The organism is Polaromonas sp. CT11-55, assembly GCF_047303325.1.
In the GTDB taxonomy this organism is placed as follows: domain Bacteria; phylum Pseudomonadota; class Gammaproteobacteria; order Burkholderiales; family Burkholderiaceae_C; genus Polaromonas.
This window is the reverse complement of sequence record NZ_JBKBEX010000004.1, coordinates 20,984-36,769: the sequence shown is the minus strand read 5'-3', so window position 1 is coordinate 36,769 and position 15,786 is coordinate 20,984. Positions and strand designations below refer to the sequence as shown.

Here is a 15,786-nt window from a genome sequence, read left to right as displayed (position 1 = left end):
ATGACACCCGAATCCGTCATGGCGCTGGGCTATGAGGCCATGAAGCTCTCCCTGCTGCTGGGTGCGCCGCTGCTGCTGGTGGCCCTGGTCACCGGCCTGCTGATCAGCCTGTTCCAGGCCGCCACCCAGATCAATGAAATGACGCTGTCCTTTATCCCCAAGCTGCTGGCCGTCTTCGCCACCCTGGTGATCGCCGGGCCCTGGATGCTGGGCCTGGTGCTGGACTACATGCGCAACCTGTTTTCCTCCATCCCGCAGCTCGTGGGCTGAGGCCGGGCACGCGTCGGGCAATAAGAAAACATGCAGCCGGTTTTTTCGGCCACCTCGGGCCAGCTCAACCTCTGGCTGGTGTTTTTTTTATGGCCTTTTGTGCGCATGCTGGCCCTGATCAGCACCGCCCCCATCTTCAGCGAACACGCCGTGCCGCGGCGCGCCAAGGTCGCCCTGGCCGCGCTGCTGGCCATCGTCGTCGCGCCCACGCTGGGCGCCATGCCGGCCGTGCCCATAGTCTCCGCCGCCGGCTTCTGGATTCTGGTCCAGCAAATCCTGATAGGCGCGGCCATGGGTTTCTCCATGCGCATGGTTTTTGCGGCCGTGCAGGCCGCCGGTGAATACGCTGGACTGCAAATGGGTTTGTCCTTCGCGTCCTTTTTCGACCCCACCAGCGGCGGCAACACCATGGTCGTCGCGCGCCTGCTCAACGTCATGGCCATGCTGATTTTTCTGGCGGTCGACGGCCATTTGATGCTGGTCATGGTGCTGGCCGAAAGCTTCCAGGCTTTGCCGATCTCCGACGCGCCCCTGGCGGCCGGCGGCTGGTTCCTGCTGGCCAACGCCGGCGGCCAGATCATGGCCGGCGGCCTCATGCTGGCCCTGCCTTTGATCGCCACCCTCCTCACCCTCAACCTCGCCATGGGCATCCTGAACCGCGTCTCACCGCAATTCAGCATTTTTGCGGTCGGCTTCCCCATCACCCTGCTGGCCGGCATCGCCATGCTGCAGCTGCTGATGCAATACCTCGCGCCCTTCCTGGAGCCGCGCTTTGCGGCCGCGTTTGCGGGGACGCTGGGGGTTTTACAGGGTTTGCGGCAGTAGCAGGCCCTAGGCAGTGTCCACGGGCATAGACCAGGCTTTCACAAGCCGGCGCTGATAAATCCAACAAAAAAGGGCCGCGCGCAGACAATCCGCCCGACATTCCCTCGCGAGCTCGCATACCGTTCAGCGTCATGCCTGGGCCTGATCAACCGATGGAGGTGACAGGCAGTAGCGCCGAGAACGCTGCGATTCTTTGGCGCATAGGCACCGACAAATCCTATTGAAATTCAAATGAACATAAAGCGCAAACCAGCCCATCTACTTGCTTACCTAGTCGCTATGGCATTGGTGCCTCTCACGTGGTTGGGGCTCAAGCACTCATATGTTTTTACCGTTCGTGCAGATGGCACCTGCGACATGCAATTGCACTCCATCCGTGCAGAACCGAGAAGCAATTTCTTTTTTGTTTTTTACACACCCGTATCGGGCGTTACCCAAGACGCATCACTAGCACCAAACGCATTGACGTTCTACGTGTTGCGTTTTTCCGATGCGGCACATCCGGAAATAGCAATCTCTGCACGGGCCCGAGTGAAGCCGACTTGGCGAATATTGATGAACGACGAGGAGATCGAACGTTCCAAGGCAACGGGGGGAATTATTGATTTTTCCGTTTCCAAAGAGGCACTTGGGTGTCCCACCCAGCAGAGAACCTCGAAACGAGAGTAGCACCCGACTCGAAAAGGAAAATTGATGTCGCAATCAAGAAAACACGGTCGGCTGCGCGGCTTCCTCGGGACAGCTGCGTTAGTCTTCACATCGCTGCTCATCTGGAGCCACTTCGGTTATCCGCAATCATTGGTGGAAGCGCGCTTCCTGTTCAAACTCAAATCGGTTGCGGCCGGCGACGTGCAAGAAGTTAACTTGACCGAGTTGATGCCTGGCGACTGGGAAACGGTTTGCGATAGCCATGGATACTACGGGCCGTTGTACTTGGAAAAATACAACAAAACATTTCCAGCAACCGGTGCAATGCAGGATGGTGCATGGGGTTTGATTTTTATAAAAACCGATGGGACCTATGAGCCTATTTCCAGTTCATGTGGTCAGGGTGCATATGTAGATTTTCCAGCCGGCTGCCTTTCACGAGACGAAAGCGTTTTGGTCAGGGAGATGGCTTCCGAACCCAGCAAGTGTCCGCTACTTAAGGTGACGCATCAGCTTAGGACAGAGGCAAACGAAACCAAATAGACAGGGGGAGTCAACAGTGAGCACCATAGAACAGAGTACCAATGCCAACACCTCCAGTAATCCCATTTGGCCATTCAAGCCACTGTTTTTCATGGGCCTGGCGCTGTTGCTAACGCCAGGCATGGTGACGATCGCATCCTTGTATCTGCCCTCTCTAGTGGAGTTGCCGTTGGGGTTCACACACATTCCTGGCTTGGTCACATCACCCGAAATGATGGTTGCGGCCTTGCTGGCACTGGGCATAGGCATGACTGTCTATCTGGTCATCGCAGCATTGAGCGCCAAAACGCCAACGCTGGCCGACATGATCGCCATTGAGCTATCCCAGGCACTCGCTTTTTTCCTGGCGATTGCAGCCTTGCTTCACAACCCGCAGGAGGAGTTTTGCAAAGCCGGCCCGGCCGGGTCTGCACTTGCGAAGGCCTTTCAACTTGAAAGCTGCAGCCTGACCACCGATTTTTGGATGCAAGCCGGCGTCGGCGGTCTGGTGGCAGCGGCTTCTTTGGTTCTGGTACTGAGATTGGGCCGCGCGGCTGCCCAGGTTATTTCCAGCTGATCAAAATCGTCCCGCCTACAGATAGTTAAACAACGCAATCTGCTGGATCCGCACAAAAGTCTGCTGGCTGGCCTGCAGGGCGGTCTGGCGCTGGTAGAACTCGGCGATGGCGCTGGCGTAGTCCAGGTCCTGCAGGTCCGACAAATAGCTTTTGTCGTAAAGGGCGCGGCTGTCGCCGGTGTCGCCCAGTGCGTCGAGTTCCTGCAGGCGGGTGCCGACCGAGGCGCGCACCGTGAGCACGTTGTCGTGGGCGTTGGTGATTTTTCGGTTGGCGGTGCTCAGGGCGTTGAGCAGTTTGGCCTGTGCTTCCGGGCCTGCGCCGTTGACCGGGGCGCGCAGTGCGGTAATCGCGTCGCTGATGGCGGCGAAGACGTCGGTGCCGGCATTCTTCGCGGTGGCCACGTGGAAGCTGTCGCCGGCCGCGGGGGCGCCGGTGATGCTGAGCTGCAGGCCGCCGAACTGGATAGGGCTCCCCGCGGTGAAGGCGGTGGAGGGCACGATGGCCACCGGCGGCACGGTGTTGGTGTCGACCTGGTAGGTGGTCGGCGTGGTGAAGGTGATGACGAAGTCTTTTCCGTAATTGGGGTCGGCGATGTTGGTCACCGAGGTCGCGCCGAACACGCCGCTGCCGGTGTTGCCGGCCTGGGCCTGGGTGACATAACCCGCGCCGCCCTGCACGCTCTGGAAAATGCTGCGGCCGTCGTCGCTGCCGGCCATCTGGCGCGACACGTCGACCTGCATCAGGCGCTGGCCCTGGTCGCCGGCATAGAGGATGCTGCCATCGGGCTGTTTCACAAAAGGCGGGCTGCCGGTCTTGAAGCCGGCAAACAAAAACTGGCCGTTGCCGTCGTCGGTGTTGGCCAGGCCCTGCAACTGGTCAAAGGCGCTTTGCAGGGTGGTGGCCAGGGTGGCGCGGTCGGCGTCGGTCATGGTGCCGTTGCCGGCCTCGACCAGCAGGCTTTTGACGTTCTGCAGCACGGTGGTCACGCTTTGCAGGGAGTTCTCTTCGAGCGAGAGCATCTGCCCGGCCTGCTTGCGGCTGGTCGCGTATTGCGAATTCAGCGCAATGGATTGCGAGACCGCCAGCGCGCGCGTGGCACCCAGCGGATCGTCCGAGGGCGCGAGGATTTTGGTCATGGCGCCGATTTGCTGCTGCACGCGCAGCAGGCTGCTTTGCTGCGAGCCCATGGCGCTCTGGCTTTGTTCATAAAAAGACTGGGTGCTGATACGCATCATGGGCTCCTTAGTTGATCCCGAGGACCGCGTCAAACATGGTCGATGCCGTCTGTATGACCTTGGCATTGGCCTGGTACATCTGCTGGAACATCAGCAGGTTGGCGGTTTCCTCGTCCTGGTTGACGCCGGAGACCGACTGCTGAGCGCCGCGTATTTGCGTGGCCAGGCTGGTCTGCGCCGTGCCGGCGATCTGGACCTGCCTGGCCTTGTTGCCGACGCTGCTGACCAATTGGGCGTAAGAATCGTTGAAGCTGGCCGTGCCGCCGCCCATGGTTTTTTTGTTCTGCAGCGCGCCCAGCAGCAGCGCGTTGCTGCCGTCGGAGATGCCGCCGGTGTTTTTGTCCACGGTAAAGCTGTCGCCATTGGCCGGCGTGCCGCTGATCGTGAGGCTGATGCCGTTAAAGCTCAACGTCGCGCCCGGTGTGTAGCTGACCGATGCGCCTGGTGCGTAGGGGCTGGCGGGGTCGGGCGTGCCGTCGGCGCGCGTCACGGTCACGGCCGCGCCGGCCGGAAAGCCCGACAGCTGGTTGGTGGTGGCGTCGTAAGTGAGCGTCACCTTCGCGGCCAGCGGCGTGATGGGATAGGCCGCATCCACTTTGCCGGCGCTGATCTTGCCGCTGCCCTGGTTGGCGGCGGTGTTGCCGGTCACTATGGGTGAAGCCGCCGCGATTTTGGCCGGGTCGCTGACCAGCACCGTGAGGTCGCGCGCGCCCGTGCGCGTGGGCTGGATCAAGAACGAGTCGCCGGGCGCACCGGCGCCGCTGGCCAGCGTCAGCGTGACGCCGTCAAAAGTCGTGGTGTTGGCGGGCGCGGCGCCCGGGAAACCCGCGGTCATCGGAATGACCTGGTTGTCCGACAGGCGGGTCAGCGTGTAGCTGGGGCCGGCGCCCACGTCCAGGCGGTAGTCGCTGGTGGTCAGCTGGCTGGTGTTGGCAAACGAGGGCGTCATCACCAGGTTGCCGGTGTTGCGGCTGTTGGCCAGCAGGCCGGGGCTGGCCTGCGAGAAAAAATCCGTGCCCAGCGCGCCGCTCAAATCGACACCCAGCTTGTGCTGGGCGTTGAAGGCGTCGGACAGCGCGATCGCGATGCGGCCCAGCGCATTCTGCGCGGGGGCCAGGGTCTCGCTGCGGAACTGCATCAAGCCGCCCATCATGCCGCCGCTGAGCATGCTGTCGGGCATCTGCACCGCTACGCCGGCCGCGTTGATCACCGCCACGGCCATGCGGCTGGGGTCGGCCGCCGAGCGTACCGCCGCGAGTTTGTTGGCACTGTCGCCCAGCACCAGGGACTGGCCGTTGCCTATGCTGATGTTGTACTGGCCGCCGTCCTGCACCACCAGCTTGGTGCCCACCAGCAGGCCCAACTGGTTGACGAGCTGGTCGCGTTGGTCCAGCAGGTCGTTGGGGGCCTGGCCGCCCGAGGCATTGCTGAGCAGGGCCACCTGTTTGTTGAGGCTGGCGATCTGCTCGGCGTAGCTGTTGATCTGGTCGACGGTGCCCGAGATCTGGTCGTTGGTCGTGTTGTTCAGACCGCTCAGGTACTGGTCCATGGAACGGAACTGGTTGGCCGCGGCCTGCGCGGAGCTGATCAGCTGCTGGCGCGCGGCGGGGTCGGCCGGCGTGTTCGCCACCGCCTGGATGTTGGTGAACAGCGACTGCAGCTGGGGCGCCAGGCCCGCTTTCTGGTTGGCCAGCAGGTTGTCGATCTGGCTGATCTGCGTGTAGTAAGTGGTGAGCGACTGGTTCAGCGACTGCGCCTGGTTGAGTTGCGAGGCCAGGTAGGCGTCGTAGCTGCGGGTCACGTCGACCACCTTGGCGCCACTGCCGAAGAACCCCACGCTGGCGCGGTACACGCCGCCGGCCGTCGCGACCTGCGCGGACTGGCGGCTGTAACCGGGCGTGTTGACGTTGGCGGTGTTGTGGCCGGTGGTCACCAGCGCGGCCTGGGCGGCATTGAGGCCGCTCAGCCCGGTGTAAAACATGCTATTGGACATAAATCGGGTCTTTCACGGGGCGCTCCCCTGGGGAGTGCCGGCACACACTAGATATATATAGAGGGATAACGGCCGGGGCCTGGGGAACTTGAGATGTATTCCTCATCAAATTGCCGCTTGTCCCCATTCCCTCTCCCCCTGGGAGAGGGTAAGGGTGAGGGCTCTCCGGGTCTGGAGACATGGCTGGTGTTTGGTACGCCGCCGGCCCTCACCCCGCCCTCTCCCAGAGGGAGAGGGAGCAAGACAGAAATACCCGGCTCACGCCGTCAGCGAGCGCTGCCACCGCTTGGCACGCTCCTCGAACTCGCGCTGGCGGTCTTCCTCGGCCTGGCCGGCCTTGTAGACGGAGTCGCCGATCAGGCCCTTGATTTCCCGGACCGCCGCTGCACTCCGATGGGCCAGGCTTTTGACTTCAGCGGCCATCAGCGCAAAACCCCGGGCCTGCTCGCCGGCATGGGCCGCTTCGGCTGCAGCGTGGGCCAGGCTGCGGGTGCGCAGCGCGATGCCGTCGATCATGCCTATGATGTCGGCGACTTTTTCGGCCGGCAGCGGTGCGGCGGCCAGGCCGGGGTAACCCAGTGTTGGGGCCGGTGATTTTTCTTCAACATTCGATACAGGATGGCTTGTGGTCGTGTGCATGCGCACTCCTTGAAAATCAATGATGTCGGCGTGCAAGGCCATGCCCGCGGCACGCCTCGCTCCTGCTTATCGGCCGGCTGCGGCAAAACTTGAGCAAGTTGCCACGCCACGCCGAATCTTTTTTCCTAGAAAGTCTCCCAGCTGCCGCCGCCCGCGCCGGCCGCCAGCGGCGGGGCGATGGCATGGCGGGCCTGGGGCGGCTGTTTCGGTGTGGCCACCGGTCGAACCGGGCTGGCCGGGCGGCGCGGCATGGGCGGCGGCTGTTGCATATCACCTCCCTCAACCTTGAACACGCTGACCGCTTGCGACAGGCCGCTGGCCTGCTCCTGCAGCGAAGACGCCGCGGCGGCGGCTTGTTCGACCAGCGCCGCGTTCTGCTGCGTGACCTGGTCCATCTGGGTGATCGCCTGGTTGATCTGCTCGATCCCTGAGGTCTGTTCCTGGCTGGCGGCCGTGATCTCGGCCATGATGTCGGTCACGCGTTTGACGCTGTCGACAATCTCATCCATGGTCTTGCCGGCTTCAGCCACCTGGCTGCTGCCCTCTTCGACCTTGCTCACCGAATCGTCGATCAGGGTCTTGATCTCTTTGGCTGCTGCCGCGCTGCGCTGGGCCAGGTTGCGCACTTCGGCTGCGACGACCGCAAACCCCCTGCCCTGCTCGCCCGCACGCGCCGCTTCCACGGCCGCATTGAGCGCCAGGATATTGGTCTGGAAGGCAATGCCGTCGATCACGCCAATGATGTCGACAATCTTGCGTGAGGATGCATTGATCGCGCCCATGGTGCCCACGACTTCGGCGACCACGCTGCCGCCCTTGACGGCAACGCTCGATGCGGACACCGCCAGCTGGTTGGCCTGGCGTGCGTTGTCGGCATTCTGTTTGACGGTACTCGTCAGTTCCTCCATCGAGGCAGCGGTTTCTTCGAGCGAACTGGCCTGCTGTTCGGTGCGCGATGACAAATCATGGTTGCCGGCCGCGATCTCGCTCGATGCGGTCGCGATGGTGCCGCTGGCCTGGCGGATCTGGCTGATCACGCGTGCCAGCTCCTGCTGCATCTTGTGGATGGCATACAGCAGGCTGCGGCTGTCGCCCTTGCGCAGCGCCACATGCACCGTCAGGTCGCCCTGGGCCACACGGTCCACAATGGCCGCGGCATAGGCCGGCTCGCCGCCTATCTGCAGGCCCAGCATGCGCGACATCACCACGCCCAGGCCCACGCTGGCCGCGATACCGCCCAGCACCAGCACCACCATGGCCAGGCGCGAGTTGCGGTAGGTGGCCGCCACGTTCTCCATGCTGGCCTTGGCCTGCCCGTCGCTGTAGCTGACCATCTGCTGCAGGATTTCCTCGACCACTCGCGATTCCTTGAGCAGGATGGCGCTGTCCTCGGCCACCTTGCCGTCGTACTGCGAGGAGTCCAGCGACTGCTTCATGAGCAGGGCCACAAAGTCGTTCATCCGCTGCTTGAGTTGCGGCATTTTGGCGGCGTACTGCTGGTACAGCGCCTGGCCCTTGGACTCGTCTTCGAGCAGGGGCTTGACCTCGGCCATGCGCTCTTCAATGCCTTGCAGGGCCGCTGCGATGTCTTTCTTGCCGGTGTTGCGCTCGCCTATGGACGAGGCCGACTGCAAGCCCATCTGCGCCCGGCTGGCATAGATCAGGTGGATGTTCGCCTCCTGCACACCCTTGAGCGCGAGCACCTCCTGGTTGTAGAGGCTTTCGGTGGCAGCGCTGATGCGGCCCATGTGAAAAATGCCCAGCCCACCAATGATGGCGCCTATGGCCGCCACGATGAGGAAACTGCCGACCAGTTTGGTCATGACACGAAGTTGATGAAACCATTGCATATTTTTATTCCTTGTATGGCCGCGGATGCAGGCCTTGGACCCAGATAACTAACCCAAACTCTCCCGGCTGCCGCCGACCAACAGCGAACGGCAAACGCCTATGTGCTCATCTGCCGCATGATGCGCACCAGCTTTCCGCCGTACTCAGGGTCGGTCGCATAACCGGCACGCTGCAGGCCGTGCGCCGCCTCGGCCGGGTCGCGTGTGGCGACCACACCGGAATAGCGCGGGTTGGCGGCGAGGAATTTCGCGTAGTCGGCAAAGGCTTCGTCATAAGAGCCATAGGCGCGGAAAGCGGCGCGTGTCTTTTGCGGCGCGCCGTTGACGTATTCAGTGGTGGCGCTTTCGGCCACGGGGCCCTTCCAGCTTCGGTCGGCCTTGATGCCGAAAACATTGAAGCTGCTGCTGCCGTCTTCCTTGCGGATTTCGCGCTTGCCCCAGCCGGACTCCAGCGCCGCCTGCGCCATGATCAGCTGCGCGGGCACACCGCTGGCTTCGCTGGCGCGCTGCGCGGCCGGCAGCAGGCGCGAGACAAAAGCCTCGACGTGCGCCTGCGGCAGAGCGCTGCGGCTCAGCGTGGCCTGCGCCGTGGCTTCTTCATACAGCGACAGATCGGGCGCGCGGCCCTGGGAAACAGCCAGTACCGGCAGCGGCACAGCTTTGGGCGCCCCCACGCCGGTCTCGCCGGGCGGCACCGCCTCGCCCCCCGCCATGCGGCTGAGCTGCGCATACATGGCATCGGCCAGGCCCAGGCCGCGGCCCGAGAGGTTTTGCGCGAGCTGCTGGTCCAGCATGGAGGTGTACATTTTTTCGGACTGGCTGCCGAACAGGCCCTCCGAAGGCGTGGCCTCGCGCATGCTCTTGAGCACCATGCCCATGAACATCACCTCAAACTGCTTGGACGCCTGCTTCATGCCCTCCTGCGGCGAGCTGCGCGCCGTGCGGCGCAACTCGTCCACACCCTGCACGTCCAGCGACAGGCGCTGGTCGAGCACGCCGGTGGCCGGCACATTCAGGGTGTTGAGGTTGGCAAGGCTCGCGTCGCGCATGTTTAACCTAGAAACGGCAGTTGGATGTGCCCGAGTGTGCCGCGCGCGGGGTGCCAGGCAAGGCGCGACAACGCAGTGGGCTAGTGCCCACAAGGCGGAGCAACGCCGCATGGCGCCCCGCGCGTGGTGCAATCGGGTACATAGCGCTGCCACCCAAAAAATGGATTCGAACGAAGGCAGAAATGTCAGTACTCATACGGCTTTTGGAAAGTTTGCAAGCGGTCAACTGCCGTTTCCGTTTCTAGGTTAGATAATCTCAAGCTCAGCGCGTAGCGCGCCCACGGCTTTCATGGCCTGCAGGATGGACACCAGGTCCTGCGGGTTGGCGCCCAGGGCATTAAGGCCCTTGATCACCTCGGCCAGCGAAGCGCCGCCCTTGACGACCTGCAGCGCGCCGCCGCCCTGGCTCAGCTCGATCTGCGAGCGCTGGGTGGCCACCGTGTTGCCGCCGGAAAACGCGCCGGGCTGGCTGATCACCGGATCGGTGTTGATCACCACCGACAGGCTGCCGTGCGCCACCGCGCAGTCGTTGATGCGCACCGCCTGGTTCATCACCACCGAGCCGGTGCGCGCATTGATGACCACCCTGGCCACGGCCTGCGAGGGGTTCACGTCAATGTCCTCGATGCGGGCCAGGAAGCCGACACGCTCCTCGGGCCGGGCCGGTGCGTTGACCTGGATCACACGCGCGTCCAGCGCCTGCGCCGTGCCGGGGCCGAAGCTGCGGTTGATCGCGTCCACGGCTTTTTGCGCGGTGCCGAAATCGGTCTTGTTAAGTTCAATCATCAGCGTGCCGTCGCCGCCCAGCGGGGACTCCACCGCGCGCTCGACAATCGCGCCGGCCGGGATGCGGCCCGAACTGAGCTGGTTGACCTTGACCTGGGTGCCGCCGGCCGAGGCGCCCGCGCCGCCCACCACCATATTGCCCTGGGCCAGCGCATAGACCTGGCCGTCCGCGCCCTTGAGCGGCGTCATCAAGAGGGTGCCGCCGCGCAGGCTTTTGGCGTTGCCCAGCGAGGACACGGTGACGTCTATGGCCTGGCCCGGCCGTGCAAACGGCGGCAGCACGGCGGTCACCATCACGGCCGCCACATTCTTGAGCTGCATATTGGTGCCGGGCGGCACCGTCACGCCCAGCTGGCCCAGCATGTTGTTCAGGCTTTGCGTGGTGAAAGGCGTCTGCATGGTCTGGTCGCCGCTGCCGTCCAGGCCCACCATGAGGCCGTAGCCTATCAAGGGGTTGTCGCGCACGCCCTGGATGCTGGCCAGGTCCTTGATGCGCTCGGCTTGCACCGGCAGCGCCGGCAAGGCGGCCAGGGCCGGCAACAGCAGGCACAGCCTGAGCGCCCGGGCCCCCGCAAAAGTGAAATGAGACAGGGAGTGCATGGTCAGAACGGCAAGACGTTGAGGAAGACGCGCTGCAGCCAGCCCATGGTCTGCGCTTCGTCGATATAGCCCTTGGCGCTGTACTCGATGCGCGCGTCGGCCACCTGGGTTGAAGGCACAGAGTTGTTGGCGCCCACGGTGCGCGGGTTGACCACGCCCGAAAAACGTATGTATTCCGTGCCCTGGTTGATCAGCATCTGTTTTTCGCCGCTGACCAGCAGGTTGCCGTTGGCCAGCAGCTCCACCACCGTGACCGTGATCACGCCGTTAAAGGTGTTCTTGGAATTGGCGCCGCCCTTGGCGCTCATGACGTTCTTGCCGCTGGCATCGGCATCCTGGTCGCTGGAGACCAGGCCGCTGAGCAGCTTGGGCACCAGGCCCAGGGCCGAGGTGGCGCTGCTGGTGCGGCTGGCGTCGGCGGCCGAATTTTTGCTGGCGTTGATGTTCTCGTTGATGACGATGGTCAGGATGTCGCCCACCTGGCGCGGCCGCCTGTCCTCGAACAGCGCCTGCGCGCCAAAGCTGGTGCGGTAGATGGAGCCGTAGGCCGGCACGGCCGGCCGCGGCTGCGCGTCGTAGCGCGCCGTCATGGGCTGGTGCACGATGGGCTCGCGCGGCACCTGGGCGCAGCCGCCCAGCAGCAGCCCGGCGGCGGCCAGCACACAGCCACGCATCACAGCTGCGCCAGGCGCGCGAGCATCTGGTCGGATGTCTGCACCGCTTTGCTGTTGATCTCGTAGGCGCGCTGGGTCTGGATCATGTTGACCAGCTCTTCCACCACGTTCACGTTCGACGACTCGACGTAGCCCTGGTTGAGCACGCCCGCGCCGTTCTGGCCGGGCGCGGTCTGGTTGGCGCCGCCCGAGGCGTCGGTTTCCACATACAGGTTCTCGCCCTTGCTCTCCAGGCCCGCGGGGTTCATAAAGGTCGCGAGCTGGATCTGGCCTATCTGCACGCTGGTGCTGGAGCCGCCCTGGGTGATGGAGACCGTGCCGTCGCGGCCTATGGTCAGGCCCGTGGTGTCCTGCGGCAGCGTGATGGCCGGCTGCAGCGGGTAGCCGTTGGTCGTCACCAGCTGGCCGTTCTGGTCGGGCTGGAAGGAGCCGTCGCGTGTATAGGCATTGGTGCCGTCAGGCATCAGCACCTGGAAAAAACCGCTGCCGTTGATGGACACGTCGCGCGGGTTGTCGGTCTTGGTCGGGTTGCCCTGGGTGTGTATGCGCTCGGTCGCCACCACGCGCGCGCCTGTCCCTATCTGCAGGCCCGAGGGCATGCGCGTCTGGTCCGAGGTCTGGCCGCCGCTCTGGCGCAGGTTCTGGTAGAGCAAATCTTCAAACACCGCGCGGCTGCGCTTGAAGCCCGTGGTGCCCACGTTGGCCAGGTTGTTGGAGACCACGTCAAGCTGGGTCTGCTGCGCATCCAGGCCGGTCTTGGCGATCCAGAGGGAACGAATCATGGGAAAACTCCTGCGGGAGAAAACATGTCAATAAAGGCTCAGCTCGACAGCAGCTTGTTGGCCTGCTGCTCGTTGCTCTCGGCGGTCTGCAGGGTCTTCATCTGCATCTCGAAACGCCGCGCGTTGGAAATCATCTGTACCATGGCCTCGACCGGGTTGACGTTGCTGCCCTCCAGCGCGCCGGTCTGCAGGCGCACCTCGGGGTCGGCCTGCGGCGCGGGCCGGCCTGCCTGCATGCGGAACAGGCCGTCGTCGCCGCGCACCAGGTCGGCCGCGGCCGGGTTGACCAGCTTCAAGCGGCCGACTTCGGCCGCGCCCACGACCGGGTCGCCCGCGCCTATGGCCGTGAGCACGCCGTCGCCGCCCACCACCAGCGAGGCGCCCGGCGGCACCACCAGCGGGCCGGCGTCACCCATCAGCGGGCGGCCGCCCTGCGTGCTGACCTGGCCCTCGGCGCCCACCTGCAGGTTGCCCAGGCGCGTGTAGGCTTCGCTACCGTCCGGCATCCGCACCGTGAGCCAGCCCTCGCCGCGCACCGCGACGTCCAGCGGCCGGCCGGTCTGCATCAGCGGGCCGGCGCTCATGTCGGCGCCGGGCGTGGTCGCCACCACCAGCGCGCGCGTACCCATTTCCTCGCCGACCACGGGCACGGCGCGAAAGCTGTTGATCTGCGCGCGAAAGCCCGGCGTGGACACATTGGCCATGTTGTGGGCCACCGAGGCCTGCTGCTCCAGCGCCTGCTTGGCGCCGCCCAGGCCTATGTAAATCATCCGGTCCATGCTGTTCCTTGCTTCTTACGTCCGATGCATCAATGCGCCGACATCAGCGCATGTTCACCAGGGTCTGCATGACCTGGTCCTGCGTCTTGACGGTCTGCGCATTGGCCTGGTAGGTGCGCTGCGCGATGATCAGGTTGACCAGCTCGCCCGTCAGGTCCACGTTCGAAGCCTCGACCGCGCCGGACGACAGCGCGCCCAGCTTGGTGCCGCTGCCCGGCGAGCCGGTCAGGGGCTGGCCCGATTCGGCGGTCTCGGCCCAGACGTTGTCGCCCTTGGACTGCAGGCCGTTGGGGTTCACAAAGGACGACAGCACGACCTGGCCCAGGGTCTGGGTCTGCTCGTTGGAATACTTGCCGGTGATGGTGCCGTCCTCATTGATCGCGAAGGCCGTGAGCTGGCCCGAGGTGAAACCGTCCTGCGTGAGCTTTTTCGGGTCGTTGACGTTGCCGAACTGGGTGGAGCTGGTCAAGTCCATGGTGAAGTTCAGCGGGTTGGCGCCGTTGGCGAAGTTCAGGCCCGCGAAGCTGATCTTTCCGCCCACCAGCGTGGTGGGCGCGCCGGCGACCAGGTTGCCGTTGCCGTCAAAACTCAGGGTGCCGGTGGCCAGCGGCGCGCTGTTGGCGACCACGGGCGGGCCGGCCGGCGTGGGCGCGGCGATCATGCCGCCGGTCGCGTTGAGCGGGTAGCCGTCGGCCGTGGCGTAGGCGCTCCAGGCATTGGGGCCGGTCTTCACGAAGAAGGTGTTGATCTCGTGCGCATTGCCCAGCGAGTCGTAGACCTTGACCGGGTTCGAGTAGTTGTAGGTGGCCGAGTTGTTGGCGTCAAAAGGCGTGGCCGCGGGAACCGTGCTGCGCGAATCGAGGTTGTACTGCGAGACGATGCTTTGGGTCGCCCTGGGCGCCATGGCCGCGGTGGGCAGCTGCAGCGGGCCGGGCGTGCCGCCGGCGACCGTGCCGTTGGCCGAGCGCTGGTAGCCGGTCAGGCGCAGGCCGCCCGCATTGACGATAAAACCGTCGGCGTCCTGGTCGAACTGGCCGTTGCGCGAATACATGATCTCGCCGCTGGGGCTGGCCAGGCGGAAAAAGCCGTCACCGTTGACAATGGCCACGTCCAGCCCGCGCGTGCTGCTTTGCACCGCGCCGGCGCTGAAGTTCTGCACCACCGCCGCTACCCGCGTGCCCAGGCCGACGCGCGAGCCCGCATAGACGTCGGAGAACAGCGTGTTGCCCGACTTGAAGCCCACCGTGCCGGAGTTGGCGATGTTGTTGCCGATGACGTCGAGATTGCTGGCGGAGGCGTTCAGGCCACTCACCCCTTGTGCGAAACCCATGGTGTTTCCTTTTTATTCAGTTGATTGCTTGCGGTTAAAGGGAAATGGGGCGGCTGCCCCGGGGCCGTCAGGCCGCTACCTCACAAAAAAATCAAAGCACCTGCCGGACTTCGTCGAGCCCGGCCTTGCGGCCGCCGCCCAGGTCCAGCGAGGCACCGCCGTAGACCTGCGCCACGCTGGCGACCTTGGCATAGGTCAACGCCAGGGACTGCACGTCCTCCTTGCCGGCCTTGGCCGTCACGCTGAGGCTGTAGTTGCCGTCGGGCACGGCGGCGCCGGTGTCGCTCTTGCCGTCCCAGTCGACCATCTTCACGCCGGCCGGCAACGCGCCCAGGTCGAAAGTGCGCACGGTCTCGCCGGCCGCGTTCTTCACGCTGACCTTCACCGCGTCGGCGGCGCCGGCGATGTCTATGCCGAATTTTTCCGGCACGCCATCCTTGACAGCAGCCTCCTTGCCCGGCACCAGCACGGTGCGGCCTATCAGTGCGGCCGACTGCAGCACCTGGCTGGCGCCGCTCTGGGCCAGCAGCGACTGCACCGCGCCGTTGAGTTTTTCGATGCCGCTCACGGTGCTCATCTGCGCGAGCTGCGAGGTCAGCTGCGCGTTGTCCAGCGGGTTCAGCGGGTCCTGGTTGTTCAGCTGCGTGACCAGCAGCTTGAGGAAGCGCTGCTCGCTGTCGGCGGCGGAGCCCTGCTTCGAGGCCAGGGCGTTCAGCGTGCTCGCGGGGTCGGATGCGGCGGGGGCGTTCACGGCCATGAAATTTTTCCTGTGTGGGGGGGGGTGGAAGAAGGGATGGCGCGGCGCTTACTGGCCGACGGTCAGGGTCTTGAGCATCAGCGTCTTGGCGGTGTTGAGCACCTCGACGTTGGCCTGATAGGAACGCGAGGCCGAGATCATGTTGACCATCTCCTCCACCGGGTTGACGTTGGGCATGGCCACATAACCCTCGGCATTGGCGGCCGGGTTCTTGGGGTCGTGCACCAGGCGAAAGGGGGAGGGGTCTTCAACGACCCGCGAGACACGCACGCCGCCTATGGCGTCGCCGGGCACGGGCGCGGTCTCGAACACTACCTGGCGCGCGCGATAGGGCAGGCCGTCTGGGCCGGCCACGCTGTCGGCATTGGCCATATTGCTGGCCGCCACGTTCATGCGCTGGGACTGCGCCGTCAGGGCGGAACCGGCGATCGCGAAGATGCCGCTGGAGCTGTTGAAATCCGGCATGAAT

The 15,786-nt window shown here is 64.5% G+C and carries 16 protein-coding genes and 1 pseudogene; 5 read left to right on the top strand and 12 right to left on the bottom strand.

Annotated features, from left to right (window positions below):
* The 5 genes from fliQ (at position 1) to ACEN8I_RS05485 (ending at position 2,842) form a co-directional block, all read left to right on the top strand.
* Positions 1-270: a flagellar biosynthesis protein FliQ gene (fliQ, locus tag ACEN8I_RS05505; protein ID WP_074577803.1), complete on the top strand. Its 270-nt coding sequence runs from the start codon at positions 1-3 to the stop codon at positions 268-270.
* A gap of 30 nt (positions 271-300) precedes the next feature.
* Positions 301-1,095: a flagellar biosynthetic protein FliR gene (gene fliR, locus ACEN8I_RS05500; RefSeq protein ID WP_413327159.1), complete on the top strand. Its 795-nt coding sequence runs from the start codon at positions 301-303 to the stop codon at positions 1,093-1,095.
* 357 nt (positions 1,096-1,452) lie between these two features.
* Complete coding sequence (locus tag ACEN8I_RS05495) at positions 1,453-1,764, top strand: hypothetical protein (RefSeq protein WP_413327157.1); 312 nt, start codon at positions 1,453-1,455, stop codon at positions 1,762-1,764.
* A gap of 24 nt (positions 1,765-1,788) precedes the next feature.
* On the top strand, positions 1,789-2,286 hold the full coding sequence (locus tag ACEN8I_RS05490) for a hypothetical protein (protein ID WP_413327155.1): 498 nt from the start codon (positions 1,789-1,791) through the stop codon (positions 2,284-2,286).
* A 16-nt stretch (positions 2,287-2,302) separates the two neighbouring features.
* Entirely contained in the window at positions 2,303-2,842 is a 540-nt protein-coding gene (locus ACEN8I_RS05485; protein ID WP_413327153.1) for a hypothetical protein, read from the top strand.
* 15 nt (positions 2,843-2,857) lie between these two features.
* Here the strand turns inward: ACEN8I_RS05485 and flgL are convergent, their stop codons facing one another.
* From flgL to flgC, 12 genes and pseudogenes are all read right to left on the bottom strand, one after another.
* Positions 2,858-4,075: a flagellar hook-associated protein FlgL gene (flgL, locus tag ACEN8I_RS05480; protein WP_413327151.1), complete on the bottom strand. Its 1,218-nt coding sequence runs from the start codon at positions 4,073-4,075 to the stop codon at positions 2,858-2,860.
* A 10-nt stretch (positions 4,076-4,085) separates the two neighbouring features.
* The gene (gene flgK / locus ACEN8I_RS05475) at positions 4,086-6,071 is read right to left on the bottom strand and encodes a flagellar hook-associated protein FlgK (RefSeq protein ID WP_413327149.1); all 1,986 of its coding nucleotides are present in this window, start codon (positions 6,069-6,071) and stop codon (positions 4,086-4,088) included.
* A gap of 342 nt (positions 6,072-6,413) precedes the next feature.
* Positions 6,414-6,710: pseudogene (locus tag ACEN8I_RS05470) on the bottom strand (methyl-accepting chemotaxis protein); the annotation flags it as partial.
* A 125-nt stretch (positions 6,711-6,835) separates the two neighbouring features.
* Positions 6,836-8,560: a methyl-accepting chemotaxis protein gene (locus tag ACEN8I_RS05465; protein WP_413327146.1), complete on the bottom strand. Its 1,725-nt coding sequence runs from the start codon at positions 8,558-8,560 to the stop codon at positions 6,836-6,838.
* Positions 8,561-8,658: 98 nt separating this feature from the next.
* The gene (flgJ, locus tag ACEN8I_RS05460; RefSeq protein WP_413327143.1) at positions 8,659-9,609 is read right to left on the bottom strand and encodes a flagellar assembly peptidoglycan hydrolase FlgJ; all 951 of its coding nucleotides are present in this window, start codon (positions 9,607-9,609) and stop codon (positions 8,659-8,661) included.
* Positions 9,610-9,855: 246 nt separating this feature from the next.
* Entirely contained in the window at positions 9,856-10,995 is a 1,140-nt protein-coding gene (locus tag ACEN8I_RS05455; protein WP_413327140.1) for a flagellar basal body P-ring protein FlgI, read from the bottom strand.
* 2 nt (positions 10,996-10,997) lie between these two features.
* Positions 10,998-11,669, bottom strand: coding sequence for a flagellar basal body L-ring protein FlgH (locus ACEN8I_RS05450; protein WP_413327137.1), 672 nt, complete (start codon positions 11,667-11,669; stop codon positions 10,998-11,000).
* Complete coding sequence (gene flgG, locus ACEN8I_RS05445; protein ID WP_413327134.1) at positions 11,669-12,451, bottom strand: flagellar basal-body rod protein FlgG; 783 nt, start codon at positions 12,449-12,451, stop codon at positions 11,669-11,671. The genes ACEN8I_RS05450 and flgG overlap by 1 nt, the downstream gene beginning before the upstream one ends.
* A gap of 38 nt (positions 12,452-12,489) precedes the next feature.
* Positions 12,490-13,230, bottom strand: coding sequence for a flagellar basal body rod protein FlgF (locus ACEN8I_RS05440; RefSeq protein WP_413327131.1), 741 nt, complete (start codon positions 13,228-13,230; stop codon positions 12,490-12,492).
* 43 nt (positions 13,231-13,273) lie between these two features.
* On the bottom strand, positions 13,274-14,560 hold the full coding sequence (gene flgE, locus ACEN8I_RS05435) for a flagellar hook protein FlgE (RefSeq protein WP_413327128.1): 1,287 nt from the start codon (positions 14,558-14,560) through the stop codon (positions 13,274-13,276).
* A gap of 91 nt (positions 14,561-14,651) precedes the next feature.
* Positions 14,652-15,317 (bottom strand): flagellar hook assembly protein FlgD, encoded by a 666-nt coding sequence (locus ACEN8I_RS05430; RefSeq protein WP_413327125.1) that lies wholly within the window; start codon positions 15,315-15,317, stop codon positions 14,652-14,654.
* 48 nt (positions 15,318-15,365) lie between these two features.
* Complete coding sequence (gene flgC, locus ACEN8I_RS05425; RefSeq protein WP_413327122.1) at positions 15,366-15,782, bottom strand: flagellar basal body rod protein FlgC; 417 nt, start codon at positions 15,780-15,782, stop codon at positions 15,366-15,368.
* Between the last annotated feature and the right edge of the window lie 4 nt (positions 15,783-15,786).

Bases quoted from the DNA above. Each gene is read 5' to 3' on its own strand.
- ACEN8I_RS05450 (WP_413327137.1), bottom strand. From the start codon at position 11,669: ATGCGTGGCTGTGTGCTGGCCGCCGCCGGGCTGCTGCTGGGCGGCTGC.
- ACEN8I_RS05490 (WP_413327155.1), top strand. From the start codon at position 1,789: ATGTCGCAATCAAGAAAACACGGTCGGCTGCGCGGCTTCCTCGGGACA.
- flgC (WP_413327122.1), bottom strand. From the start codon at position 15,782: ATGCCGGATTTCAACAGCTCCAGCGGCATCTTCGCGATCGCCGGTTCC.
- flgJ (WP_413327143.1), bottom strand. From the start codon at position 9,609: ATGCGCGACGCGAGCCTTGCCAACCTCAACACCCTGAATGTGCCGGCC.
- ACEN8I_RS05430 (WP_413327125.1), bottom strand. From the start codon at position 15,317: ATGGCCGTGAACGCCCCCGCCGCATCCGACCCCGCGAGCACGCTGAAC.
- flgG (WP_413327134.1), bottom strand. From the start codon at position 12,451: ATGATTCGTTCCCTCTGGATCGCCAAGACCGGCCTGGATGCGCAGCAG.
- flgK (WP_413327149.1), bottom strand. From the start codon at position 6,071: ATGTCCAATAGCATGTTTTACACCGGGCTGAGCGGCCTCAATGCCGCC.
- ACEN8I_RS05495 (WP_413327157.1), top strand. From the start codon at position 1,453: ATGCAATTGCACTCCATCCGTGCAGAACCGAGAAGCAATTTCTTTTTT.
- fliR (WP_413327159.1), top strand. From the start codon at position 301: ATGCAGCCGGTTTTTTCGGCCACCTCGGGCCAGCTCAACCTCTGGCTG.
- ACEN8I_RS05465 (WP_413327146.1), bottom strand. From the start codon at position 8,560: ATGCAATGGTTTCATCAACTTCGTGTCATGACCAAACTGGTCGGCAGT.
- ACEN8I_RS05455 (WP_413327140.1), bottom strand. From the start codon at position 10,995: ATGCACTCCCTGTCTCATTTCACTTTTGCGGGGGCCCGGGCGCTCAGG.
- ACEN8I_RS05440 (WP_413327131.1), bottom strand. From the start codon at position 13,230: ATGGACCGGATGATTTACATAGGCCTGGGCGGCGCCAAGCAGGCGCTG.
- flgE (WP_413327128.1), bottom strand. From the start codon at position 14,560: ATGGGTTTCGCACAAGGGGTGAGTGGCCTGAACGCCTCCGCCAGCAAT.
- fliQ (WP_074577803.1), top strand. From the start codon at position 1: ATGACACCCGAATCCGTCATGGCGCTGGGCTATGAGGCCATGAAGCTC.
- flgL (WP_413327151.1), bottom strand. From the start codon at position 4,075: ATGCGTATCAGCACCCAGTCTTTTTATGAACAAAGCCAGAGCGCCATG.